Below are 25,054 nucleotides of genomic sequence, written 5' to 3' on the forward strand. Positions count from 1 at the left end.
TAGACGATTTAATTATTTCCAGGCGATGGTGACAGCCGTTCTTTAAACGTCCTTTATTATGTAATAAATAACTCCCGTATCTTCTCCAATAGCAAACTTACAGCCTTATCATGCCGGTTTATGGCAGCGATCCCTAGCGGGGCTATCTCCATCAGGGTTCCATCCTCTTCTTTGACCGTGCAGGCAGAGTACAGCACTTCCCTGGCTTCTTTGCGCTTTCCATCGTTCAGGAGAATAGTTACAGCACTCAACAACGGTTTCATTATCTCGATATTTCCCTGACTGGCTGCAAGATACAACGGTGTTGCTCCGTCTGCCCGGGTTTCCATTAGTGGCACCATAATGGCAGCCCCCCTTTCCTCCCTCGGCAACACTGTCAACACTTGCATTAATTGCTTCACGCTTTGGTTATGCCCGCCCAGAACAGCACTCAAGAGCGGGAAGGCCTTAATCAGCTGATACCCGACAGCTGCGGCCAGTCGTGAGCTTTTGAATCTGACGGCACCTATCATTGCTTCGAAGGCAACAATTTGTTGTTCTGATTCCTGGTAGTTATTCGCAGTACTCAGGAATTGCTCCACAACTTTTTGATCGAAGGCATCTACCACAGCAGTGAAGGCTTTCCGCATTGCTGTTGCTGGCAGTCTGCCCACTGCATCCAGTAATTGCCCCACAATCTTATGATACCCTTTGAAAGCAGCCCAGTGCAGCGGTGTTCTAACATATGAGGCATGAAACACCTTCTGAATGGTATGAGCCCTTTCAGGTTCCGTCATTCCGTCCAGGGTATTCAGCAATTGCTCCACAACCTTCTGTTCACCAATTTGAGCAGCGACGTGTAGCGCTGTTTGCCCGTATTTGTTGGAGAGAGTCATTACCGTCGTGACTGCCTGGCAACGTTCAGATTCAGGCCAGGTCTCCAGAATTTTCAGCATCCGGGCGACAATGGTTGTTTTCCCGTTCATGGCTGCACTCAAAATAGGGAAAGCCTTCAGAAGTTCTGCTAACTGCTCCTGCCCTTTGCTGGCCACACAGGTATAGGAAAACCCGGTTTCAACGTCCTCAGCCAACAACTGGGTAACGATCTTATAGTGGCCATGGTGAGCAGCTATATGAAGCGGTGTTCTGCCGAAACTGTCTGCCGCACTCAGCACCGCCCTGGTAGCTTCCGGCTTTAGAAGATCATTCAGGACATTCAGTAACAAGGCTACCACTTTTTCGTGCCCGGCTTGTGCAGCTCGGCAGAGCAAATTTTTACCGCCCTGGTCGACCACATTCAGAACCAGCATGATGGCCTCAGACTTTGCGGGCCCCTTCAGTGTTTTCAGGTTTTTTAGTATCTCCTCCAAAACCGTGGTTTGCCCGTCCCGGGCAGCGTCGAGAAGTGTGATTTTCATATTCTTGCTGGCAATTAACAGCCTCAGGCACGCCTGATGGCCGCTTTTGGCTGCGTAATGCAGGGGGGTCAAGCCATAGCGGTTGTTATTATCATTAACGAGAATACCGGGATCGGTCAGTAATGCCTTGACACACTCGGCGTGGCCATATCCGGCAGCAAGGTGAAGGGGGGTAAGGTCATCGTTGCCGGTTAATAACCCCTCCAAACCCTCGATGACGTCGAAGCTGGCAGCGGCGCATAGAGGCGAGCCATAGTTATTCTCTTCATTGACCAGAATGTTTGAAGGTCTCCGGTACGCCCTGCAGATCTCGACATGGGCTTTTAAACCTATTGCAGCGTGAGCCCGGGGGATCGAAATCCTAGTCTTCTCATTGACCAAAATGCCGGGAGCTCTCAGTAATGCCTTAACGCTCTCGGCGTGGCCGTATCGGGCAGCTGCGCACAGGGGCGTCCAGCCATAGATATCCTTTGCATTCACCAAAATACCGGAAACGCCCAGTAAAGCCTTGACGCACTCTGGGTGGCCGTAGCGGGCAGCGGCGCACAGTGGCGTCTCGCCATCGATATAATTCATATTGATCAGAAAGTCGGGAGTGGTCGATAACAATCGTTCCAAGATCTCAATGTTGCCATTTTTCGCAGCCCGGTGCAGATGCATTATAGCAGTCTTAATTTCATCATAAGAAAGCAGTGGTTCAACATATGTTGCTCTGGGTTTCAACGTATCAAAAGACAATGACCGTTGTGCAGAAACCTCAGAAGCCTCATTTGATGTACCTGGTTGAGCTGCCGGAAGCTTGCTTGCACCCGGTTGATCAAAGTCCTCTGGAATGATGGAATCAAGCCTTGCTGTTTGTGCCGGTTTCTGCAGAGCATCCCGCAGCAAAACCGCGACTTCCTGGTGGTTTTGTTGCCTGGCAAGCTGTAGCGGGGTCTGCCCGCCATCGTCAGTGGCGCTCAGAAGCCTTTGAACGGCTGCGGGCCTTTCGGTTTCCGGCAGTCTATCCAGAGCATTCAGCAACTGCTCCACCACCTTGATATGACCTCGGCAGGCAGCCAGGTGGAGCGGAGTTCTCCCCGATGGGTCAGCCGTATTGATAACGGCCATGATGGAACCACCACCGGGCCTTTTTCCCTCGGGCAGTCTATCCAGAGCAATCAGCAACTGCTCCACGGCTTTCTCATGCCCTTCCTGGGCAGTGACACCGAGGGGGTATAGGTATACCCGAACCTTGTCCGTTATATCTGATGGTGCTGCCCGGTAAGCCAACGCCGGTTCTGCCGCCAGTAAATCCTGTAACAAGTCAATCTGGTTGTTGCGACAAGCAGCCAGTATCGGGGCTTCATTCAGAGGCTTTGACTGGTCTACATAATTGCTGGTGTTATAAAGGGGGCGAATATTTCTTGTTTCGATTGATTGGCCAGCACCCGACTCCATACATTCACTGGACCCGACTATGGCAGGGGTGGTTGCTGGCCTCAACGGGCTCTCGTCGTCAGATGAATCGGTATAGCTTGCACCGGGCAAGCTGGCCTGATGGGCAGGGTACGGTGATGTATTATTGGGTCTCATGGCAAGCCACGGAGGATTTAGTTCCAGCCATAACTGTTGGATATTTACATTGATACTCAAGCATGAAAGCTTTCGTTGGTCACTGTTCATTACAGCAAAGATAGCGCTGCATACCCTTTCGACTAAAGCCATTTTTCTTGATAATTGGCTGCTTACGGAGGTGTCATTTACTGTGATGAAATAAGACCGAACTGGATTTTCAGTCCGGATTCTACTCTATCCACACGTTTAACCCACTCCCAATTTTTGTGCCACAAACTAAGTCTCACAACGTAACGAAATGAGGGACTGAAGTCAGGATTGCTTACAACCAGATCGTTTTTCCACATGCTCTTGCTTCGATTCTTCTTGCTCAAGCCGATTAATCCCTTTTTTCATAACTTCTATCTGCGAAGTAATATGGTTAATATTATCACTAAGAATCCGACGCTCGTTCTCACAACCTATTACGCCAGGGAGCTTTTTGTACCTAAGGGCTTTTGCTGTTTCTAATGACTCTTCATAAAATTTCAGAAGATCCATTGTTTTACCTTTGCGTTGTTCAATAGGGTGATCTGGACCAGAACATTTCAGAACCTCTTCCACCAGATCTTTAGACTTGGGACCATATTCTTTCCAGTAATCATCAAACTCTTTTTTTAGAAGATCTATCTTATTTTTATCTTCACTGTTTGTAGCAGTAGCTTTTTGACTATCGCTTATATTATCCTTGTATGGTTTTAGCAGTTCCTGCAAATCATTGAAATCAGCACGAAGCCCTTTTCGTATAGTGTCATAATTACTGCCGCTCAATCCTTCAAGCTCCTTTCTTGCTTGATCAAACAGATTCTTCATTTCTTCCACCTCTTTTTTTATCTCTTCTTTTGGGCGACCCCGGAAAAAGTCTATAGCGTTACGTACTTTTTCGAAGAGTTTTTCTACTTTCTCCTGAACAATCTCTCCTTTTCTTTCTTCTATTTTCTGCAGCCTATGGCACAAATCACGGTGTGTATCCGTTAAATCATTTAGTTGAGCCTTGTTGTCACGTATTTTCCCACACTGAGCTATTGCCTTATCAAGATACCCCTTTGCTTCCGATGCACGCTCTTCATTAAAGCCGTACGGGTCTTTTTCTGAAGCAGTAATCAAAGCATCAGCAGCATCCAGATTTTCGATAATGTCACCTGCCAGGCCAGTGTTTGAAGATTTTGCTTTTGATAGCGATACCGGCTCACCCACATTGGTCAGGTTTAATTTGGCCAGCCTGCCCTTCAGGACCTGTAACCTCCCACTCTCATGCTCCTCCATCTTTAAACTGTTCATTAATATTTTGAGATCATGTAATTGATTTTCAGCTTTCTCCAGCATGTCTTCCCTGAGGGCAGCGCCCTTCTCATTATTACTTTCCTGAGTTTTTATTAACTGCTCTATATTCTCAAGCTTCTGCTGCTTAACTGTTTCTTTGCTGATATTTAATAAATTCCTGAGCCAGCTCTTTTGCTCTAAAAGTTCAGTACGTTGTCGACCCGCAGGCATGCTTTCAATCAACATACCTATTTTACTTAAACTGTCTTCTTTATGGTTAAAGAATTTGATAATTTGATCAGTGTCAGGCAAGTCTCTGTATTTAAAATCTTTAAGGTCAGTGGCTAATGATTTGATATCATTGTGAACCCTGATATACCTTTTTACTTCACCCGATTGGTTACTTAATGCTTCCTGGCGCTCCACCAGTCGTGAGCGCTCTTCACCTGTAAGTGCTAATTAATCGAAGCGTCTGGATAACTGTGTAATGTCCCGTTCAATCGACTGTATATCCTTGCTGCTCCCTATATTGACCCCTTCCAGCTTGTCTTCCAGCTCATCCAATCGATGATGGAAATCCTTTACCTGAAGCTCCTCAAACTGCTTCTTGACCTCTGTGAATTTTCCGGGAAAATGTGTAAGCCCCAACGATTCTAAATTGTTCAGTTCTCCCTTGATCCACTGCATCTGATTTCGACACTCTGTTATCTGATCATCCCCCCACTGATCCCCCAACAATCGTTCCATGTGAGCACTCAAATACCCTAACTTTGTTCCGGTCTCAGGTGACAGGGCCTCATAAGAGGGCGGTGGAGCTAACGGAGTTGCTGCAGGATCAGTGGCCGCAAAAGACGATGATGGCAGTTTAGCAGGCTGATAAGCCGGACCCGGTTGACCGGCAGGGAGCCCACTGTAGCCCGGCGAGCCATCGTCTTCTGCCACAATTTTACTGCCATCACCTGCATGGGATGCCTCTGTAGTCCCGGTGGTCGGCTCTGTGGCAAAATGGCCGTTGACTTCATCCAGCAACTGCTGCACCCCTTCAGCGATGGAGCTTTCTGATTTTTTTATCAAACCGCAAAAACTGTGCCCCAGGGGCCGATCCGCAAGACCACTGTTTGCTTCAGTCTGGAGCCTGAGGATCAGGCCAGTAACGATCTTGACCTTTTGCTCCTGGCTGCTATCCACCGGTAGCCCGAAGGCACCAAAATCTTTTTTCAGGTTACTCAAATTAAAGGATTTCGTACCTTGCTGGTGCTCTGCCCTTCTGCACATACGCTCTGCGATATTCTCAACCGCCTCACGCCCCTTGCCCCGCAGGAAACTGTCAATCGCGCTTAAACTGATGGTCCAGCGATCAAACTTTACCGGGGCTGCGCGGGCACTTTCGCCGTGATGGCCGCCATATAATTGAGGTTGGGATACAGCTGTGTTTTGAGCAGAAATTGATGGCATATTCATAGCAGGTTACCCCTCGACTCCAAGATTCAATATCGGAGTTCAGAGTTTTGCCACATGAAAAAGTTCAAACCCCGGATTAGACGATTTAATTATTTCGTGACAATTTCTCACCAAAGGCCATGGTTTTGATGTTATATACGACGGCTGCTTTTTGTTTCCAGAGTCGTATGATTAATACAGAACTGATGCCGTAACGCCACCCGGATTTTTCGTTTAATCGTTTCAGGCTCCGCGCCATTCAGCAGGATACGGCCTTCAAAGAAGATCTTTTTATCATCCAGCTGCCAGACGTGCATGCGCCCTACTCTTTTTACCCCCTCAATGCTTTCCAGGGCCGCCCTGATCTGTTCAATATCAATGCCGCCCGGAACGCCCTGCATAAGAATAATAATGCAGCGCCTCAACAGAATCGCGCCATTAAAGATCACGTAAACAGATATCCCGACGGTTGCTATCACATCAAAAATATAGAGCTGGTAGTTGATGATCAGCACACCCGCTACGATGACTACCAGAGAAGCAACCGCATCGGACGCACTGTGAATAAATACCGCATTGATATTGATATCGCTTCTGGCTCCAGCCTTGAAAGTCAGCAGCGATGTCGTGATGTTAACCAGAAGGGCAACACCAGCAACCAAAAGTACAATCCAGCCATCAACTTCCCTTGGGTAGAAAAACTTACCTGCGGCCTCAAAGATCAGATACCCCCCCACCACCAGTAAAAATACACTGTTTATTAAAGCTCCAAGAATATCTGCTCTTTTGTATCCGTACGTCATGCGTTTATCTGCTGACTTGCAACCTATTCGCCTGGCAATGACAGCAACCAGTATTGCACAGGCATCACCCAGGTTATGCAGCGAGTCTGCGATCAGGGAGAGGCTTCCGGCAACACCTCCCCCAACGACCTGAACACCACTCAGGAAGAGTTTGATAAGCAGGGCAAGGCTCAGCTTTCCATCACCAACGGAATCATAGTCTTCATGCTGGTCCATGGAGGTTTACTCACCATATCCAGAGGTCTTAATTGTAGTCTTTTGTGCTGATACAGCTGAAAATAACCACAGCCTCCTCTCTATAAAAAGTCACCTGTCGCACCTTATTGACCAGCGTGTGTGAGCATAGACGTTGCTCAATGCACAATGCCCCACCAATAAAAAAACCTGAAAAAGCCTGATATATCAGCAGATAAAGCCTAAAGGGGACTATTACAAACACAATTTATGATGTTATATTGTTAGTTCCCTTTTCTGGCAGTCTGCGGTTCAGCTCCATTTATCGGGATGGATTTCAGCACTGATAAAGGGAACAAAGTGGCAAGGACGACACTTTTTATGAATAACCATAAAAAAATGCCAAAAAATAAAACAACAAGGGTTGCAGTTTCCCAGCAGTTCCTTCAATGTAATATTTAAGGATTCAAGCTGTATGGAAGCGACCAAGAAGGAAATGGAAGCTATGCTGGTAGGTACAGTCAAGTGGTTTAATAACCCCAAAGGGTATGGATTTATCCAGGCGCAAGAAGCGACAGAGAATCAGGATGTTCTCATTCATTACTCTGTCATTGATATGGACGGCTTTAAAACACTGAAAGCAGGCCAGGTTGTCAGCTTTGAGATTGGCCATGGTCCCAAAGGTCTTATCGCCACGAAAGTCGTACCTGATAACGGCAATGGCACTGAAAGCACTCAGAGTGCTACTCAGGAAGAGTCATTCCCGGTTTAAACAGGCGCTAAGCCACCCGAATACTCTTTTGCCAGATAGTCCTGTGTCACTCTCCACAGTGCTACACATTGTGGAGAAACACCTATTATGACAAAAGAATATTTGTTGCTATTATTTCCAGTCACTCTTTTATAAAAAGAATGTCTGGCTGATCAGGACTGCTCTTTTCCGGCTACCCATGCCGGTTAAAATCCACGAGTGCACTTTCTGCATCGCCGATGATTAGTCATACATGTCTTCACGTTCTCCATTACGTTTTCATGGGGAGGCCATTGTTGACGCTTTTGAAAGAGCCACGTTTTTTTCAATCATTGACCCATAAATCCAAGACAAGGTAGTGCAGTGCTGCTGGACAGTTTTCCCCTCGTTGTTTCAGGCTCTCTGATAATTATTGCAGCGATTGCCTGGTTTCTATGGCTGACTTTCAGCCCTTTCAAAGCCAAAACCAACACCCATCTTTTCGACCAGGATAAGCGTGCTTTTTTCGGTCAGCTGGATATTGCCGTTCGCAGTCACTTAATGGTTTTGCCTTCTTTGCCCGTTGGTGACGTTCTTGAAGCCGGCAGGTTCAGCCGAACCGCCATGGCACTGAACATCAAAAAAAACCGCCGGTTTGATTTTGTGCTCTATCATCGCAAAAAGATGGAAGTCTGTTGTGTGATCAACCTCATCCCCTACAACACAAAGTCCAACTCAAAAGAATTCAAGCTACTACGCCAGCTCTGTGAAGCGGCAGAACTGCCATTGCTGGAATATGATATGAAGCCCTGGCGGGATGTTACCGAATTGCGACGTACCGTTCTCGCCACCTGCGGATTTACCGAGGAAGGCACTCCTGATTACGAGCTCCCGACCCCAAGAGAAGCTATTGCCGAAGTCGAGACTATCGTTGATCCACAATGCCCCAAATGCCAAAGCCCCATGCGACTGCGAACGCTTAAAAAAGGCCCCCAGGCAGGCCTGGAGTGCTGGGTATGCAGCACCTACCCAAGCTGCAAAGGTGCCAGAATGGTTCACTCGTGATCAGCAGAACTGGCTACCCGACGTAGCCAGCTCCCTGAATCCAGATCAGGCGCGCTTCTCAGGTTGGACATTAAGCTTATTATCCCTCCATTTTCATTGGGGTTTCGGATGGAACCACGAAGGACACGAAGAGCACAAAGAAGAGCTATTCTTTTCCTTCGTGCTCTTCGTGTCCTTCGTGGTTCCATCTTTAACTTGCCGAAGAGAGGAATAGTCGCTTAATGTCTACCCTAAGAGGCGCGCTTAAGGATCACGGTAGCCAAAGGCGGCAATGTCAGGGCAAGACTGCAGGGCAAATGATGCATCGGGATTTCCTCAGCTTCAAGCAGCTCACCGGCTGAAACACCACTGCCGCCAAAGCAGGCATTATCGGTGTTCAAAATTTCACAATAGCGACCAGCCTCAGGAACACCCACGCGATAACCGTCACGAACAACCGGCGTCAGGTTACAGATAACCTGTACGGACTTCCCTTCATTATCATAACGACGGAACACCAGCACACTCTGGCTACTGTCATCCCCCGTAGTCCAGGCAAAACCTTCTGCCTTGAGATCCCGCTCAAACATCGCAGGCTCTGAGCCATGCAGCTGGTTAAGGGTTTTAACCAGCTTCTGAACCCCCACACTGAAACCCTCTGGATTGTCCAGCAGGCCCCAGTCCAGCTCAGCATTCTGATTCCACTCGTTATGGGTACCCAACTCAGCGCCCATAAAGAGCAACTTTTTACCGGGGTGCGCATACATAAATGCCAGATAGGCCCGCAGGTTGGCAAAACGCTGCCAATCGTCACCGGGCATACGGGTCAGAATAGTGCCCTTACCATGAACGACTTCATCGTGAGACAGGGGCAGAACAAAATTTTCACTCCAGGCATAAACCGTACTGAACGTCATCTGCCCATGATGGTGCTGGCGATAGACAGGATCGAGTTTCATATACTCAAGCGTGTCGTTCATCCATCCCATGTTCCATTTGAAGTCAAACCCAAGCCCACCGTCGGCAACCGCCGTGGACACACCAGGCCAGCTGGTTGACTCCTCCGCAATGGTCATCACATCCGGGAATGCAGCGTGCACCTTCTCATTGAACTTCTTCAGGAAAGCGACGGCTTCAAGATTCTCATTACCACCATGAATATTGGCTTCCCACTCACCATGACCTCGTGAGTAATCCAGGTAGAGCATGGAGGCAACCGCGTCGACACGAAGGCCATCAATATGGAATTCATCCAGCCAGTAAAGGGCATTACTGATCAGAAAGTCCTGAACCCAGGGCTTGCCAAAATCATAAATACAGGTTTGCCAGTCAGGGTGCCAGCCACGGCGAGGATCCGGATGCTCATAAAGTGAAGAGCCATCAAACCTGGCCAGCCCATGCTCATCATTGGGAAAGTGCGCAGGCACCCAATCCAGAATGACGCCAACCCCCTTCTGGTGACACTGATCGACAAAATAGCGGAAATCATCCGGCGAACCATAACGGCTACTGGGCGCATAAAGACCAACCGGCTGATAACCCCAGGAATCAAACAGCGGATGCTCCGACACAGGCAGCAACTCAATATGCGTAAAGCCCATGTCGATAACATAGGGAATCAGCTCATCGGCCAGTTCACGGAAGTTCAGGAAGTCTCCATTCTCTTTTCTTTTCCATGAGCCCGCATGAACCTCGTAGATAGCGAAGGGCTGCTCCTTATCTGCCTTGTCTTTTCTTTTACTCATCCACAGCTGGTCTTGCCAGGCATAGCTGTCGACGCCCTGAACGACAGAAGCCAGTCCGGGCCACTGCTCAATATGGCGCGCGAACGGATCGGTTTTCTGTGGCAGCGAATTGCCGTGGTAATCACGGATAGCGTATTTATACTGGTCGCCAGCCTGAACGCCGGGCACAAACAGCCGCCAGATACCATCATCCGCACTGGCCATTGGATGGAGCCGGTCATCCCAGCCATTAAAGCTTCCCACAATGCTCACTGACCGGGCATAAGGCGCATAAACCTTAAACAACACACCCTGTATATTCAGTTTGCTGTTGATCTTATGAGAGACCACCTGTGCCCCAAGGTGTCGATAAAGGCCTTCCGACTCAATATCTGACTGAGCAAGAATATATTCCCCAAAACAGTACGGGTCATAAACCACAAAGCGGTGACCATTCGCCCAATGGATCGTCAACTGATAAAGAAACGGCTTTTTTCTTCTGGGCAGATGCAGCTCAAAGACACCCGCCTCATTGCGAAGCATTTCGCCAAGCAGCTTGCTGGTGTGGTGGTCAAAAACCTCAACCATGGTTGCATCCGGGCGCCATACGCGAATGACCAGACCTTTGCCTTCCGGATGAGGATGCAACCCCAGCTGATCAAAAGGCGTTGCACACTGACTGTTAGCCAGATCCGACACCACAGGCTCTATGGCAGCCTTTGGCATTGATGATGTTTTGGAAGATACAGCGATATTCATAGTGTTGCTTTATTTCAGTGCAAAAATTGCCTGTCGACAAAATCAGATGGACTCCTTTTAATCTGAAAGTGCTCTTTATCCAGGAGCCTGTCGGACTTAAGACTGTCCTACTGCGGATGCTTAAGTCCGACAGGCTCCCAAGAAGACAGGGAAACCTTGTGTCTGGAAGACTGAGCACCTCAGCCTTCCGCTTTTCCTTCAAGATAAGCCACCCCGGGGCTTATCGCTGACCCACTGCAGCTCGATAAACCTCAAGGTAATCCAGGGCTGACTGCTCCCAGGTAAATGACTCATTCATGGCATTAACTACCAAATGAGTCATTAACTGCCCATCCTGATAAACGGCACGGGTCTGATTGAGACAGTGCAACAAAGCATCACTGTCAGCCGAATCAAACATAAACCCGGTTGCGTCCCCGCCAGCTGAATCATAGCCTTTAACGGTGTCGACCAGCCCACCAACCGCCCGAACAATGGGCAGGGTACCGTACTTCATACTGTACATCTGGTTAAGGCCGCAGGGCTCAAACAATGAAGGCATCAGGAAGAAATCAGCACCGGCTTCAATCAGATGCGCCAGACGGTTGTCATAAGCCTCAACAAAGCGACACTTGTCGGGGAAAGCACTGACCAGCCGGCTCAGTTCAGCGGCAATCATCCGGTCACCGGAGCCCTGGAGTACAACCTGAACATCATCCTGCAAAAGCTGCCACAGGGCTGGTATCAGATAAGCAAAACCTTTCTGCCCGGCAAGGCGACTGACCAGCCCGTATAGAGGCTTATCGGCGCTCACCGGTAACTGTAGTCGCTCCTGCAAAGCCTGCTTGCACACCGCCTTGCCAGACAGATCATGCAGGGAGTAATTGGCTGGCAGCAAAGCGTCCGTTTCAGGGTTCCACGCCTGATAATCACAGCCATTAAGAATACCGGAGAAATCCTGTTTTCTTCGCCCGATGATATGGGCAAGGCCATGAGACCCAAGATCCGTCTGCAGCTCTTCAGCATACCTTGGACTCACCGTAGTGATTTTATCAGCAAAGGCAATGCCGCCCTTGAGCAGATTAATATGCCCATGGTCTTCAAAGAAATCCGGAGTATACCAGTGCTGATCGATCCCCAACAAACCTAATAAGGCACGGTCAGTATGTTGTTGATAGGCACCATTGTGAATGGTCAGGACCGTCCGTGTGTCGGCAAAGAAAGCATTATCAGACTCATGGGCTTTGAGGTAGAAAGGCAGCAGTGCTGACTGCCAGTCATGGCCATGAATAATATCCGGCTTGAAGCTTAACAGCTGACAGGCCTGAAGTGCCGCTTTGCAAAAAAAAGCAAACCGCTCAGTGTTATCGCCAAAACCTTCACCCTCGTGGGTGTAGAGACCACTGCGGTCAAAGTAGTGGTTATGCTCAATCAGGTAAACAGGGACACCGTCAAACGTTCCCTGTCTTATGGCAAAACCCATTTTGCCATGGGAGCCGAGACAAATCTCTCCAACTCCGACAACATCCGTTGTCAACGCCTCCAGAGCCTGACGGTAGGCGGGCATAATCACCCGGACATCATTTCCGAGCTTGCGCATCCACGGTCCGAGAGCGCCGGCCACATCGGCCAGCCCTCCGGTTTTGACAATACCTGCCAGCTCTGATACCGCAAAAAGAATGTTTAAATCAGAACCCAACTTTTGCTCCTCTGGGAATAACCACCAGTCCGGAATCAGTGACCTTGAAGCGTTTAAGATCCTCTTCACGATCTACACCAATGCGGGTTCCCGGTGCAATTTCTACCCGCTTATCCACAATAACCCGGTTCAATACGACGTCTTCACCGATGGTGACATTGGGCAGAATAACCGATTCAGTAATTCGGGTACGGTCGCCTATTTTGACATTGTAACCTACCACACTGCGATGCATATGGATGTCATAGAATACGCAACCCACACCCACCATGGAGTTGTTGATCTGACCTTTACGCTCCTCACGATCAAAAGCGATCAGGGCCGGTGGATAGGGGGGAATATAGGTACGAATCGGCCAGTCCTGATTATGCAGGTCGATAGGCGGTTCACTGGTCAGCAGATCCATATTCGCTTCCCAGAATGAATCAATGGTACCTACATCGCGCCAGTAGCCGTTGTTTTTACCCCCGGGAACCCTATTTTTGGAAAAGTCATACACCATGACTTTTGCCCGTGGGTAAAGGGATGGAATGATGTTTTTGCCAAAGTCGTGGTCAGACCCTTCATTGGCGTGATCATCCAGCAGCTCTTGCACCAGACACTCTTTAGTGAACACATAATTACCCATTGAAGCCAGCACATAGTCCGGGTTTCCGGGAATGGTCTTGACATTATCCACAGGCTTTTCGGCAAACCCGATCATACGACCATCTTCGTCGACCTCGATAATACCAAAGTGATGGGCCTGATCCACCGGTACGGGAATCGCCGCTACGGTCAAGTCAGCACTGTGCTGCTGGTGATACTGAACCATATCCCGCACATCCATGGTGTAGATATGGTCACCACCAAACACACACACCAGATCAGGGTTGTGCGACTCGATGTGATTCAGGTTTTGATACACCGCATCCGCTGTGCCCTGATACCAGTCACTGCCGGTATTCATCTGGGCTGGCAGCGTATCAATAAACTTGTCCGCGAGGCCGGCAATACGCCAGCAACGTTGCAGGTGTTTGCTCAGCGAGTGCGATTTGAACTGAGTAATCAGATAAATCTTGTGAAGATCAGAATTCACAAAATTACTCAGAACAAAGTCGATGATTCGATACTGTCCGCCAAAAGGAACCGCTGGCTTTGCTCTTACACTCGTGAGTGGAGCAAGCCTCGATCCTACCCCCCCGGCCAGGATCATGGAAAGGACTGACGCCATGGTCGATTTTCCTGTTTTCTGCATTATGATCTGAAAGTAATTAGGTCAATCCCTGACCCATTCCGGCTAATGAATACACCCCGGAAGAATCCCCCACCTGCCTGCAGCCGACACCCCTATTGCCAGCTTCAGGCAAAGTATTCAGGTGTTTTGCTGATTCAGCTGAACACCTGTAGCGAGTACAAAGTCACACGCCATTTGCCTTAAAGACTTCGGCGACTATCTCCTGAGCTTCACTCTGCAGATGGGAAAGGTGCTCTTTCCCTTCAAAGCTCTCAGCATAAATCTTATAAACGGCTTCAGTTCCGGAAGGTCTGGCGGCAAACCAGCCCCGCTCGGTAACAACTTTCAGACCACCAATCGCGGCACCATTGCCCGGCGCGTGGGTTAAACGGGCAATGATGGGATCACCTGCCAGTTTTTCCGCTTTCACCTGCTCCGGACTCAATGCAGCAAGCACTTTCTTCTGGGCATCATTGGCAACAGCATCGAGCCGCTGATAAACCGGAGCACCGTATTTTCGGGTCAGCTCTTCATAGTGCTCTCCCGGGTCACGCCCGGTAACGGCGGTAATTTCTGCCGCCAGCAGTGCCATGGTGAAACCATCCTTATCGGTACACCAGGTATTACCATCCCGGCGCAGGAAGCAGGCTCCGGCACTCTCTTCGCCGCCAAATGCCATAGAGCCTGTGGAGAGACCGTCAACAAACCACTTAAACCCGACCGGAACTTCAGTCACTGTACGACCCAGACCATTGGCGACACGATCAATCATGGCACTGGAAACCAGCGTCTTGCCGATAGTCGCCTCTGGTGACCATTGCGGACGGTGGGTATAAAGATACTGGATGGCAACGGACAAATAGTGGTTTGGATTCAGCAACCCATGACCCCGGGTCACAATACCGTGGCGATCAAAGTCCGGGTCATTCCCGAAAGCAATGGCAAAGTCATCTTTGAGGTTGATCAGTCCGGCCATGGCGGAGGAGGATGAACAATCCATCCGAATCCGGCCATCCTTATCAAGGTGCATAAACGAAAAGGTCGGATCAATTTTTTTACTGACCAGCGTCAGGTCAAGACCATAACGATCCGCGACAGGTGCCCAATAGTGCAAACCGGAACCACCCAGGGGATCAACACCAATGCTCAGTTTAGCGTTGGCAATGGCCTCCATATCCAGCACGTTTTCCAGGTCATTCACATAAGGCGTAACGAAGTCATACTTGTGAACCTTGCCGGATCTGAGCGCCTGTTCAAAAGAGATTCTTTTAACGCCAGACAGGTTTTCAGCGATCAGCTCATTGGCCCGTTTTTCCACCCAGCCGGTAATATCACTACCTGCAGGACCACCATGGGGCGGGTTATATTTAAAACCGCCATCTTCCGGTGGATTGTGGGAAGGGGTGATGACCACCCCGTCCGCCAGCTTGCTGTGATAGCGATTATAGGAAACGATGGCATGGGAAATAACCGGCGTTGGCGTATAGCCACGCTCCTGATCGATCATGACATCCAGGCCATTGGCAACAAACACTTCCACAGCACTGATTAACGCCGGCTCAGACAGCGCATGGGTATCCATGCCAACAAAAACAGGGCCTTCTATCCCCTGCGCACGACGATATTCACAGATTGCCTGACTGATCGCCAGAATATGGTCTTCATTGAACGAACCATTGGCAGACGTGCCACGATGACCCGATGTACCAAAAGCGACACGCTGACTGCTTTCTGCCTGATCGGGCCGTATCGTGTAATAGTCACTGACCAGCCGGGGAATATTAACCAGAAGATCATCGGTTGCGGGTTGGCCTGCGAGGGGATGCATGGCGGTTCCTCAATAGTAAAAATGGCAGAAAATGCCCTGGCTGGCCGACAGCAAATACAACCAATATTTGCTAACCATGAAAGGCAACTGCCTGATTTGCTTTCAGAAGCTAACAGAGAAAACCGCCCGCCAACACAAAAATAAAGTAGAGCATCAGTCTGTGAGTAAGTGATTATGCTCACGATACCGACTATTTTACAGAGATGCATTGCCGTTAATTACTAACTTACCCCAACCCCATTATTATGAAACAATGAAAAGTTTTCAGACCAATTCTTTCACCACCACAACACTGTGCCCCGGCACCTCGTACCACCCCTGATTAAAAATCACCTCTTCCCGGAAAGCTTCTTCATTACCCAGATCCGTGGATAAAACTCTTTGCCACCGAACGGCATTGCCAGTATCAGGCAAGTTAAAGCGCCGGGTTTCAGCCTCATTATTGATCAATAGCACCAGGCTGGGCTGGCTATCCACAGGGCAGCGATAGCGCATCTCCAATGCACGACCACGCTCATCAGGCAGCATTGCTGCACTCAGAGGTACACCTTCAGTATTAAACCATTCAAGCTCAGCGCTGTGCCACTGCCTGTCATCTGTCTGATAACGAATGCCCAGCAATGGCTCTGACTTGCGTAAATGAATAAGCATTGAGGTGAACTGTTGCAGCTCGGCACCATCAGGATTCTCATCACTATTGCCGTTTCCAGCCAACCACGACCAGTCAACCCAGCCAATGGGATTATCCTGACAGTAAACATTATTATTGCCATGCTGACTGTTACCAAACTCATCACCCGCCATCAGCATGGGGATACTGCGGGAAAACATCAGCGTCGCCAGCAGGTTTTTTCGTACACGCAGCCGCAGCTGTTGAATAGCAGGGTCACTGGACGCCCCTTCAACGCCATAATTCCAGGAGAGATTATGTTGGTCACCGTCCCGGTTACCCTCACCATTAGCGAGGTTGTGCCGGTGCTCAAACGACACCAGGTCGCGCAGGGTAAAACCATCATGGCTGCAGATATAGTTAACACTTCCAGCCGGTCTGCCTGGCCCGAAAATATCTCTGGAGCCGGTCAGACGCCAGGCGATATCCACCACCTGGTCTTTGTCACCACGCCAGAATGATCGTATACCACCGCGATAACGGTCATTCCACTCATGCCAGTCCCTTGGGAAACCTTTCAGGCGATAACCTTCAGGCCCAAGATCCCACGGCTCTGCAATCATCTGCCGGGTCGAAAGAATCGGGTCCTGAAATACGGCCTGAAAGAATGCGCTGTGAGCATCAAACTTCCGATGTCGTCTGGCCATGGTCGGTGCCAGATCAAAACGGAAACCATCGATCTGATAGTGCTCAGCCCAATACCTGAGGCTATCCATCACCAGTTTGATGGTTTGTGGGCTGTCAAAATTCAGCGTATTCCCACAACCACTGTAGTTGGTAGACACCAGGTGACCACCATGGTGATCCAGCAAATAGTAATCTTTCTCAGCCAACCCTCGCAGGCTCAGGCTTGGACCATCCGTTCCCGCTTCACAGGTATGGTTGTACACAACATCCATCACCACCCGGATACCGGCACGATGCAATTCACGAACCATTGTCTTCAGTTCATCCACCGGATCATCCATAGCATAGGACGGCTCAGGTGCCATAAAACAGAGCGGGTTATAGCCCCAATAGTTTTTCAACCCCAGCTTCCGTAATCTTGGCTCACTGAGAAAACTGGTAACCGGCAACAGCTCAACCGTATTGATGCCCAGCCCCTTCAGATAATCAATAACGACAGGATGACACATCCCCAGATAAGTCCCCCGCAGGGCTTCCGGAATATTCGGGTGCTGACGGGTAAAGCCCCTGACATGGCTCTCGTAAATAATACTGTCATCATGAGGGAGTTCAGGTCTGGTAACAGACTGCCAGTCAAACTGATCGGTCCGGACCACCGATTTGGGCAGCAAATGGCCGTTGTCCTGATCATTGAACAACCACTGACTTCTTTCCTTTCCGGAGTAATCATAGACAGCAGGCTGCCAGTTAATCACCCCTTTGACCTCACGGGCATAAGGATCCAGCAGCAGTTGGTTAATATTGAAGCGCAACCCCTCATCAGGTGCCCAGCGGCCATCGGCCCGATAGCCATAGGCCTGACCTTCCTGCACCCCTTTAACCAATACATGCCAGATGCCCTTTTCAGGGCCATACATGGGCATGCGCTGCTCCACCCCGGTGCTGTCAAACAGACACAGCATCATGGCTGACGCTTCCGGTGCATATACCGCAAAGTTCACCCCCACCGCTGAGTCAGGAAACTCCGGGTGCAGCTGCTGATTCAAAAAATTGGCCCCCAGATGGTGGCAACTTCCCGGGCCAAGTGATTCTAAGGTTATTTGTGGCTGATTCATGTATCCGAGACATCAAAATTATTGGAATGGTTTGAATTTTAATTTGATTCACCAGCAATGACTACTGCTGTTGAAAATCCCCCCATTAACCAGGACAGCTGTTAAATAGCTTCCAGCGCTTCCGATAATTTTTTCACGGCAATCACTGTCAAACCGGGAATCGGTTTTCTGGGCTGATTGGCGGCAGGAACAATGGCCCGGCTGAAGCCATGCTTGGCAGCTTCTACCAGACGCTCCTGACCATTGGCCACCGGACGGATTTCCCCGGCCAGACCCACCTCACCAAAGGCCACCAGGTCCTGTGGCAGTGGTGTATCCCGCAGGCTGGAAACCACGGTCAGCAGGCTGGCCAGGTCAGCGCTGGTTTCTGTGATCTTTACGCCACCCACTACGTTAAGAAACACATCCTGGTCACTGGTGAAAATGCCACCGTGCCGGGTAAGAATGGCCAGCAGCATGGCCAGACGGTTCTGTTCCACACCGACAGTTACACGACGAGGGTTTCCCAGTTGGGATTCCACCACCAGCCCCTGTATCTCAACCAGCAGAGGTCGGGTACCTTCCCACAATACAGAAATAATGCTGCCCGAAGTTGCCTCCTGGGTTCGGGACAGAAAAATGGCCGATGGGTTTTTCACTTCCTTCATGCCGGTTTCGGTCATGGCAAAAATACCCAGCTCATTCACCTGACCAAACCGGTTTTTGGTGGCCCGCATCATACGGAAACGGGAATCATCGGTATTGCCCAGCATGATCTGGGTATCAATGATATGGGACAGAGTCATGGGCCCGGCCAGAGAGTTGTCTTTGGTGACATGGCCGACAATCAGTAAAACCGTACCACTCTGTTTGGCATAACGGGTAAGGAAAGCGGCAGACTCTTTGACCTGGCCAACACCACCGGGGACGGAGTCCACTCCGTTCATATACATCACCTGAATGGAGTCGATGACGATAATGCCGGGCTTTTCCTGCTCGGCCACCGCGACAATATTTTCTGCGGAGGTTTCCGCCAGCATTTTCAGGTTATTGGTGGGCAGCCCTAATCGCTGGGCCCGGGCGGCAATCTGCTGCATTGACTCTTCGCCAGAGACATAAAGGGCATTCATGGACTGGGCAACGTGACAGAGCACCTGCAGAAGAATGGTACTTTTACCGGCACCCGGGTGACCACCAATCAGTACCGCACTGCCTTTGACAAAACCGCCACCGAGGACCCGGTCAAACTCCGTCATGCCGCTGGAGAAGCGGGGTGCCTCTTCCACATCCACTTCGCTGAGGGTTTTCAGCTCGGAGAGAGCACCGGCAAAACCGGCTTTGTTACTGGCGGCAATGGAGGGAGAGGCCGCCGGTCCGAGGTTGACTTCTTTATAGGTGTTCCAGGCTTTACAGTCCGGACACTGCCCCTGCCATTTGGCGGCTTCGCTGCCACACTCGGTACAGACGTATGCTTTTCGGGATTTTGCTTTTGCCATGAAGAGTCTTTGCGTAAATAGAGTCAGTCTAACTGCTCAGTATGATCCGTAACAAATATTCCGTATTGAACCACAAAGACACGAAGGCACAAAGGAAGCCTTTTTTGTTAGTTACCGCAGCTCAGGCAAGTTCGGATAAACCTTTGTGTCTTTGTGGTTCCCTTCTTTTTTCAGTGACTACCAAAGACAACAAAGTCAGACTAAATTAACGCTGATAGAACTTTGTACTGAAGGGGATTCATACTGCAGAATCATGCAGGGTTTATGATGTATAAGCCACAACCTTCACTCCTCACTTTCTTGAGGTATGCACTTATTTCAGCTTATTGTTGCCAGGGCATACTTCAAAGACACAGGCACTCACCATGAATACGAATAAAATTGGCATTATCGGCACTGGCTTTGTTGGCATGGCGGCCGCCTACTCCCTGTTCCAACAAAAGCTGGCCAATCAAATTGTTCTTGTGGATAAGAACCAGGACAGAGCCCATGGCGAAGCACTGGATCTGATGCATGGCCAGCCACTGGTGGGGCGCTGCGAGGTTACCGCCGGTGACTTTGCCAGCCTGGAGGGGGCTGGCATCATCGTTATCTGCGCCGGTGTCAGTCAATCCAGCCCCGATGAAAGTCGGCTGCATCTGTTGCAGCGGAACATCAAAGTGTTTGAAACCATCGCCAGAGAGCTTGACCAGCATGCACCCCAAGCCATGTTACTGATTGCCAGCAACCCGGTGGATATTCTTACCCATGCCATGCAAAGCCTGAGTCATCGTCCCAATAACCTGGTGATTGGCACCGGAACCCTGCTGGATACCTCCCGCTTTCGAACCCTGCTGGCCAACTACTATGATGTCTCACCCCAGTCCATTCACGCTTATATTCTCGGGGAACATGGTGACTCTGAAGTACCGGTCTGGAGTTCCGCCACCATTGCCGGGCTTGGCATCAAAGGCAATACGATTAATAGTCGTGAATACGATCCCGAAGCCCTGGCAGGTATTGTCACCAGGGTCAGAAAAGCCGCTTACGAGATCATTGCCAACAAAGGCTACACCAACTGGGCGATTGGTCTGGTTATTGCCTTCATCATTCGCATGGTACTCAATAATCAGCGCAGTGTTCTTCCGGTCACGGTCCGGCTGAATGGAGAATACGGCATTAGCGATATCTGCCTTAGCCTGCCAACCGTTATTGGCAGTGACGGCGTGGAGAGCATTATTGCCCCTAAACTGGATGAGGAGGAACTGGCGGGCATTCGACACTCGGCAAACACCCTTAAAGATTCTATGGATCAGCTGGTGTAAGCCCCTTTTTTACGATCGGTAAAACGCAAAGATCACGCAGGGCACAACAGAAGATTTCCTCTTTGCCCGGCGTGATCTTTGTGATTCCCAAAAGCCCTGTAAAGCGTTTCAGGCTATTCGTTCATATCGAGAACGAAGACCCACAGCCACAAGTCGACTTGGCATTCGGGTTTTTAACCAGAAAGCGAGAGCCTTCCAGCCCCTCTTCATAGTCAATCTCCGCGCCCACCAGGTACTGGTAACTGAGGAAATCAACCACAATGGCTGCGCCATCTCTGGTAATCAGGGTGTCATCATCAGCAAGGTTACTGTCAAACGTGAAGCCGTACTGAAAACCGGAACAGCCGCCACCGGTGACATATACCCGGAGCCTTTGATTTTCTTCGGTCTCATCTGCCAGCAATTCACTTACCCTGCGGGCAGCAGCTTCCGTAACACTGATTGGCTCCGGTATCACTGTTTCTACTACGCTCATTGACCCTCCCGTGCCACCGCCCTGGCTCATGGCCATCACTTACTGATAACCCGTTAAGGCAGCGACCCGTCATTTACTCATTAGCGGGCTATTATCGGAGTAACCAACTGTTACAGTCAACTATCCACCGCTTCAATCACTTCCGCTGCGGGCATCTCCTGGTCAGCACGCTCCAGCAGAGGCTGAGGTCCGGCTGGCACACCATTCGCGTGATGCTCAAGACTGCCATTAACCTGAGACCCTTTGGTCATCTCTATCACGTTGTAAAACACATTACCGGTAATCACGGCCCTGGAAGCAAGCTCCAGATGTTCTTCGGCAAAAACATTGCCACGAACATGGCCATCGACCACCACACGCTGGACATGAACATCACCTTCCACACTGCCATTATGGGCAATGGTCAGCATGCCCTGATCTGCTGACACATTACCTTTAACACGCCCTTCGATATGCACGGAACCGGAAAAGTGAATATCGCCGGTAATGATTGTTTCTGACGATATGAGCGTCGTACTGCCATGTTTCGCGACGTTACCCGCTGTTTTGCTCTTGCCGAACATCCGCTAACAGCTCCTTATCCCATTGATAAATTTGTTCAAAACTCTGTTTGATTCCGCTGGTGATCCGCACCATAACCTTGACCTCTGCCGGCTGAAAACCTTCCGGTATAGTGAAGTCAAAGTACTCTCTGTCACTGGGCAGAGCCTGAAAATAGCGAAACCCCAAACCTGTGATAGCCTGATCCGACGCGATCAGCTCCTGCAGCGGTATGGTCTGTGCTTTGCCATCTTTCTCGCCAATCAGGGATACCGACAGTGTTCCTTTCAGAAACGGGTTGCTTCTCGCCACCTGGGAGATCACCAGCCGAAGACGGTACTGACCGGATTCATTCCCCCGAAGTAAACTGAAGCCCGCCACCCGCACACCGGTGGACATGTCTTCCGGAGCCAGGATGCTTTTGAAAAAAGTCAGCTCTTTATGCAGCAGCTCTTTCTCTTCCTCAAGCTTCTTTACTAACAGGCGAACATTATTGACCGCTTCACGATCCATTTTGCTGGCACTTTCCAGAATGCCCACTCGCTGTCGGAGCTCTCTGTTCTCTTCCTGCAATACTCTGGCCCTGTTCTCCAGAGTGGTATTCTGTTGCCGAAGCTGGTTCAGATTCTGACCTGCATGGATTCCACCATACCAATAGGCAAAACCGCCCAGCAAAGCAATAAATACCAATAGAAAAATTCGAATTAACTGATCTCGTTTCGGGTCATGGCGTATAACCCTGAGTTTGCTACTGTCGGGATGCAAAGCTATCCACCTTTTCCTGACCATGACTCAGGCCCATCAAGTAGTTAAGAGCCAATGAGCCTGCAACCTTCTTTCAACAGCACCTGATATCAAGCCACTATTAAAAGGATGCGCCTTATTCTGAAGAACTTAACAGCGGGACTATACACAAGCCGAAAACACATAACAAACAAACCGGTAAACTTTCGCCACACCCATAATTCCGTCTTGGCCAAACATCTGAAGAAGAGGTTTGGCACAGAAAAAAGCCAGCGGTATGATGCCCTTTTACCGTTCATCAACACTGCCTTCTGATATTACATGATCGATAAATGGACAACCTCACTTATTCAGCCACCGTTGAGATTGGCTGCGTTGCAGTTAAAGCATCGTGGCATCACACCGGACCAGGTCACCGTTGCCGGTTTTCTCATAGGCATGCTGGCAGTCCCATTACTGGCCTTTGAGTTCTACTCACTGGCTTTAGTGATGATTGTGGGTAACCGCATACTGGATGGTCTTGATGGAGCACTGGCCAGGCTGGGCACCCCCTCAGACGCCGGCGGGTTTCTGGATATTACCCTGGATTTTATTTTTTATTCGGCCATTGTCATGGGCTTTGCCCTGGCGTCACCGGCACACAATGCGGTGGCAGCGTGCGTCCTGATTTTCTCCTTTATGGGCACCGGAGCCAGCTTTCTTGCTTATGCCATCATGGCTGAGAAACATCAGCTGTCAGACCCGCACTTCAAACACAAATCCCTGTATTACCTGGGTGGTCTGGCCGAGGGTACAGAAACCATTGCGCTGTTTGTGCTTTTTTGTCTGCTGCCCGGTTACTTTCCACAACTTGCTCTGGGTTTTGCCGCCATATGCATTTTAACTGCGGCTCTCAGGGTCTGGTCTGGTTACCAAAGTATTGAGCAGGCAGAGAAAGAAAAGCACCAAAAGCCAGCCTCCTAGCCCGGATATTTCATAAACTGCCCCGAATCTCGCGCCGGACTTTGTCGCTCTAAGGGATTTTGTGAGGGAGCGCGGTACCGGGGAGTACGGTCAACTGAACAAAACTCCCTTAGAGCGGCAAAGGACAAGCGAGAGCGGGAGCACGTTTATGAAATATCCGGGCTAGGGATTGAGCCATTTTTTATAGTGTTTTTAACAAATTCAGGGAACTGCATTTGCAGCACCCCCTGATTTGGCATTGGATACTCAAGCTAAATTTTCTTCACCAAGCGTTGCTACAAGGTTTCTTACATAATCTTCAGAGAGCTCAGCAAAGCAGGTAAGCAACCTTCTTTCTACCGGACGTTTGGTAAGCTCATCTACATCTAATACGTGCATATCTTCAACTTTATGGAGTCCATTAAAGATGATGCTATCACCAGGTTTTTCGTATTCAAATGTTTTTATGGTTTCTTCTACAGGAACGCACTTAGTACCTGATTCTTCTGCATTACTTAATGCCCCACCAGAAAAACCATTGTTTTGTTGAACATAGGGGGATAAAAGAGTTGTCATGCTTAAAGAAGAGTCATCTTTATGCCAGGGCATATTACATATCTGTTGTTGTGCCGGGGTAAATATATACCTGAGCACTTCACAATGAACCTTCACAGTAAAATTCTTCCAATTGAGTTGGTGCCCCATGGATTGTAAGGCCTCTTTACACATTTCATTTATTGACTCTGTATGTGGCGCAAAATCTTGGTCAAAGCCCTCTGTACCTGAAAGTTTACCATTTTCATCAAATGTTACTGTTGAAAACACACGGTTCACATTTTCAGCTCTAATGTTGACTTGCTGCATTTGATTTCCATTGTTAAGGAACTTCCAGGTAGGCAAACTATCAATTTCCTGATGTGCTTTTTCCATGGCTAATTTTGAAACAGCATTAGGCACTTTAACAATTATTTTTCCAGCATAATTCTTTCTTTCAGATTCTGTTACCTTTTGAGATATTAATATCTCTTCAATATAATCAGCATTAGCTATATTAGCTGCAATTAAATCTTCTCGAAATGGTCCAGCTGAATACATATAAAAATTCCTTACTGTCTTAAAGTATCATATTTAGATTTTAAGGTGGAATGATCTGACAGTGTGTTAAATAATTTTCACTGCGAGGGGTTAAGATAACTGACACCATTGAACAAAGAAAAATTATCCAAATGGCTGTAATATTTCAGGTCAGGAGATTAAATAAGCTGACTAATCATCCCACTATAAAATCAAGCAATTTTAATATAGTCTAAATTTTAAAAACTCCCAGCACGCCCTAAAAATTAATTTGCAAGCAATTAAGTTTAACTGGTTGGCACCTGACACCAGCAATTCCCGACGAATAAACGACAATAATATTGTAAATTTAAATAATTAGCTTAAAAAAACGAGAACAAAAAAACCACAAACACTATATCGTGCTGATAATAAAGACCAATAAAAGCCCTGAAAA

Annotated in this window: 19 protein-coding genes; 4 read left to right on the top strand and 15 right to left on the bottom strand. The window is 49.1% G+C overall.

Annotated elements, in window-relative coordinates; genetic code table 11:
* Positions 1 to 56: 56 nt before the first annotated feature.
* The 5 genes from J7438_RS21130 to J7438_RS21145 all read right to left on the bottom strand — a co-directional run bounded on the left by J7438_RS21130 (position 57) and on the right by J7438_RS21145 (position 6,715).
* Entirely contained in the window at positions 57 to 3,032 is a 2,976-nt protein-coding gene (locus tag J7438_RS21130; RefSeq protein WP_209278113.1) for an ankyrin repeat domain-containing protein, read from the bottom strand.
* Between the two features lie 19 nt (positions 3,033 to 3,051).
* On the bottom strand, positions 3,052 to 3,117 hold the full coding sequence (locus J7438_RS28700) for a transposase-like zinc-binding domain-containing protein (RefSeq protein ID WP_503003924.1): 66 nt from the start codon (positions 3,115 to 3,117) through the stop codon (positions 3,052 to 3,054).
* 149 nt (positions 3,118 to 3,266) lie between these two features.
* Positions 3,267 to 4,682: a hypothetical protein gene (locus tag J7438_RS21135; protein WP_209278114.1), complete on the bottom strand. Its 1,416-nt coding sequence runs from the start codon at positions 4,680 to 4,682 to the stop codon at positions 3,267 to 3,269.
* A 33-nt stretch (positions 4,683 to 4,715) separates the two neighbouring features.
* Positions 4,716 to 5,717, bottom strand: a complete 1,002-nt coding sequence (locus J7438_RS21140; protein WP_209278115.1) for a hypothetical protein — start codon at positions 5,715 to 5,717, stop codon at positions 4,716 to 4,718.
* A 131-nt stretch (positions 5,718 to 5,848) separates the two neighbouring features.
* Positions 5,849 to 6,715: a cation diffusion facilitator family transporter gene (locus J7438_RS21145; RefSeq protein ID WP_209278116.1), complete on the bottom strand. Its 867-nt coding sequence runs from the start codon at positions 6,713 to 6,715 to the stop codon at positions 5,849 to 5,851.
* 463 nt (positions 6,716 to 7,178) lie between these two features.
* On the opposite strand from J7438_RS21145, the gene J7438_RS21150 reads away from it, so the two are divergent.
* Complete coding sequence (locus tag J7438_RS21150; protein WP_101747187.1) at positions 7,179 to 7,445, top strand: cold shock domain-containing protein; 267 nt, start codon at positions 7,179 to 7,181, stop codon at positions 7,443 to 7,445.
* Between the two features lie 342 nt (positions 7,446 to 7,787).
* Positions 7,788 to 8,468: a DUF2726 domain-containing protein gene (locus J7438_RS21155; protein WP_209278117.1), complete on the top strand. Its 681-nt coding sequence runs from the start codon at positions 7,788 to 7,790 to the stop codon at positions 8,466 to 8,468.
* A gap of 230 nt (positions 8,469 to 8,698) precedes the next feature.
* On the opposite strand, the gene glgB is transcribed toward J7438_RS21155, so the two are convergent.
* The 6 genes from glgB to radA form a co-directional block, all read right to left on the bottom strand.
* Positions 8,699 to 10,930: a 1,4-alpha-glucan branching protein GlgB gene (glgB, locus tag J7438_RS21160; protein WP_209278118.1), complete on the bottom strand. Its 2,232-nt coding sequence runs from the start codon at positions 10,928 to 10,930 to the stop codon at positions 8,699 to 8,701.
* Between the two features lie 220 nt (positions 10,931 to 11,150).
* On the bottom strand, positions 11,151 to 12,608 hold the full coding sequence (locus J7438_RS21165; protein WP_209278119.1) for a glycogen synthase: 1,458 nt from the start codon (positions 12,606 to 12,608) through the stop codon (positions 11,151 to 11,153).
* A complete protein-coding gene (glgC, locus tag J7438_RS21170) occupies positions 12,598 to 13,845 on the bottom strand; it encodes a glucose-1-phosphate adenylyltransferase (RefSeq protein WP_286196803.1) in 1,248 nt (415 codons plus the stop codon). The genes J7438_RS21165 and glgC overlap by 11 nt, the downstream gene beginning before the upstream one ends.
* 163 nt (positions 13,846 to 14,008) lie before the next feature.
* Positions 14,009 to 15,652, bottom strand: a complete 1,644-nt coding sequence (gene pgm / locus J7438_RS21175; RefSeq protein ID WP_209200590.1) for a phosphoglucomutase (alpha-D-glucose-1,6-bisphosphate-dependent) — start codon at positions 15,650 to 15,652, stop codon at positions 14,009 to 14,011.
* A gap of 264 nt (positions 15,653 to 15,916) precedes the next feature.
* Positions 15,917 to 17,995, bottom strand: coding sequence for a glycogen debranching protein GlgX (glgX, locus tag J7438_RS21180; protein ID WP_209278120.1), 2,079 nt, complete (start codon positions 17,993 to 17,995; stop codon positions 15,917 to 15,919).
* A 170-nt stretch (positions 17,996 to 18,165) separates the two neighbouring features.
* Positions 18,166 to 19,539: a DNA repair protein RadA gene (radA, locus tag J7438_RS21185; RefSeq protein ID WP_209200588.1), complete on the bottom strand. Its 1,374-nt coding sequence runs from the start codon at positions 19,537 to 19,539 to the stop codon at positions 18,166 to 18,168.
* 365 nt (positions 19,540 to 19,904) lie between these two features.
* Between radA and J7438_RS21190 the strand changes: the two genes are divergently transcribed.
* Positions 19,905 to 20,843: an L-lactate dehydrogenase gene (locus J7438_RS21190; RefSeq protein ID WP_209278121.1), complete on the top strand. Its 939-nt coding sequence runs from the start codon at positions 19,905 to 19,907 to the stop codon at positions 20,841 to 20,843.
* A 121-nt stretch (positions 20,844 to 20,964) separates the two neighbouring features.
* On the opposite strand, the gene erpA is transcribed toward J7438_RS21190, so the two are convergent.
* The 3 genes from erpA to J7438_RS21205 all read right to left on the bottom strand — a co-directional run bounded on the left by erpA (position 20,965) and on the right by J7438_RS21205 (position 22,623).
* Positions 20,965 to 21,318 (bottom strand): iron-sulfur cluster insertion protein ErpA, encoded by a 354-nt coding sequence (gene erpA, locus J7438_RS21195; protein WP_101747158.1) that lies wholly within the window; start codon positions 21,316 to 21,318, stop codon positions 20,965 to 20,967.
* A 116-nt stretch (positions 21,319 to 21,434) separates the two neighbouring features.
* Entirely contained in the window at positions 21,435 to 21,881 is a 447-nt protein-coding gene (locus tag J7438_RS21200) for a bactofilin family protein (protein WP_209200586.1), read from the bottom strand.
* Positions 21,853 to 22,623 (bottom strand): DUF6776 family protein, encoded by a 771-nt coding sequence (locus tag J7438_RS21205; protein ID WP_209278122.1) that lies wholly within the window; start codon positions 22,621 to 22,623, stop codon positions 21,853 to 21,855. Before J7438_RS21205 ends, J7438_RS21200 begins: the two co-directional genes overlap by 29 nt.
* Before the next feature lie 300 nt (positions 22,624 to 22,923).
* Between J7438_RS21205 and J7438_RS21210 the strand changes: the two genes are divergently transcribed.
* Positions 22,924 to 23,565, top strand: coding sequence for a CDP-alcohol phosphatidyltransferase family protein (locus J7438_RS21210; protein ID WP_209278123.1), 642 nt, complete (start codon positions 22,924 to 22,926; stop codon positions 23,563 to 23,565).
* Between the two features lie 246 nt (positions 23,566 to 23,811).
* Here the strand turns inward: J7438_RS21210 and J7438_RS21215 are convergent, their stop codons facing one another.
* On the bottom strand, positions 23,812 to 24,639 hold the full coding sequence (locus tag J7438_RS21215; RefSeq protein ID WP_209278124.1) for a hypothetical protein: 828 nt from the start codon (positions 24,637 to 24,639) through the stop codon (positions 23,812 to 23,814).
* Positions 24,640 to 25,054: the final 415 nt, after the last annotated feature.

The sequence above is a fragment of the Thalassotalea sp. G20_0 genome, assembly GCF_017744175.1.
Taxonomy (GTDB): Bacteria; Pseudomonadota; Gammaproteobacteria; order Pseudomonadales; family Endozoicomonadaceae; genus Endozoicomonas.

What these genes read in the sequence shown, in the direction of transcription:
- glgB (WP_209278118.1), bottom strand. Translation starts at nt 10,930, where the DNA reads ATGAATATCGCTGTATCTTCCAAAACATCATCAATGCCAAAGGCTGCC.
- J7438_RS21215 (WP_209278124.1), bottom strand. Translation starts at nt 24,639, where the DNA reads ATGTATTCAGCTGGACCATTTCGAGAAGATTTAATTGCAGCTAATATA.
- J7438_RS21140 (WP_209278115.1), bottom strand. Translation starts at nt 5,717, where the DNA reads ATGAATATGCCATCAATTTCTGCTCAAAACACAGCTGTATCCCAACCT.
- J7438_RS21210 (WP_209278123.1), top strand. Translation starts at nt 22,924, where the DNA reads ATGATCGATAAATGGACAACCTCACTTATTCAGCCACCGTTGAGATTG.
- erpA (WP_101747158.1), bottom strand. Translation starts at nt 21,318, where the DNA reads ATGAGCGTAGTAGAAACAGTGATACCGGAGCCAATCAGTGTTACGGAA.
- J7438_RS21145 (WP_209278116.1), bottom strand. Translation starts at nt 6,715, where the DNA reads ATGGACCAGCATGAAGACTATGATTCCGTTGGTGATGGAAAGCTGAGC.
- glgC (WP_286196803.1), bottom strand. Translation starts at nt 13,845, where the DNA reads ATGCAGAAAACAGGAAAATCGACCATGGCGTCAGTCCTTTCCATGATC.
- radA (WP_209200588.1), bottom strand. Translation starts at nt 19,539, where the DNA reads ATGGCAAAAGCAAAATCCCGAAAAGCATACGTCTGTACCGAGTGTGGC.
- J7438_RS21150 (WP_101747187.1), top strand. Translation starts at nt 7,179, where the DNA reads ATGCTGGTAGGTACAGTCAAGTGGTTTAATAACCCCAAAGGGTATGGA.
- J7438_RS21190 (WP_209278121.1), top strand. Translation starts at nt 19,905, where the DNA reads ATGAATACGAATAAAATTGGCATTATCGGCACTGGCTTTGTTGGCATG.
- J7438_RS21200 (WP_209200586.1), bottom strand. Translation starts at nt 21,881, where the DNA reads ATGTTCGGCAAGAGCAAAACAGCGGGTAACGTCGCGAAACATGGCAGT.
- pgm (WP_209200590.1), bottom strand. Translation starts at nt 15,652, where the DNA reads ATGCATCCCCTCGCAGGCCAACCCGCAACCGATGATCTTCTGGTTAAT.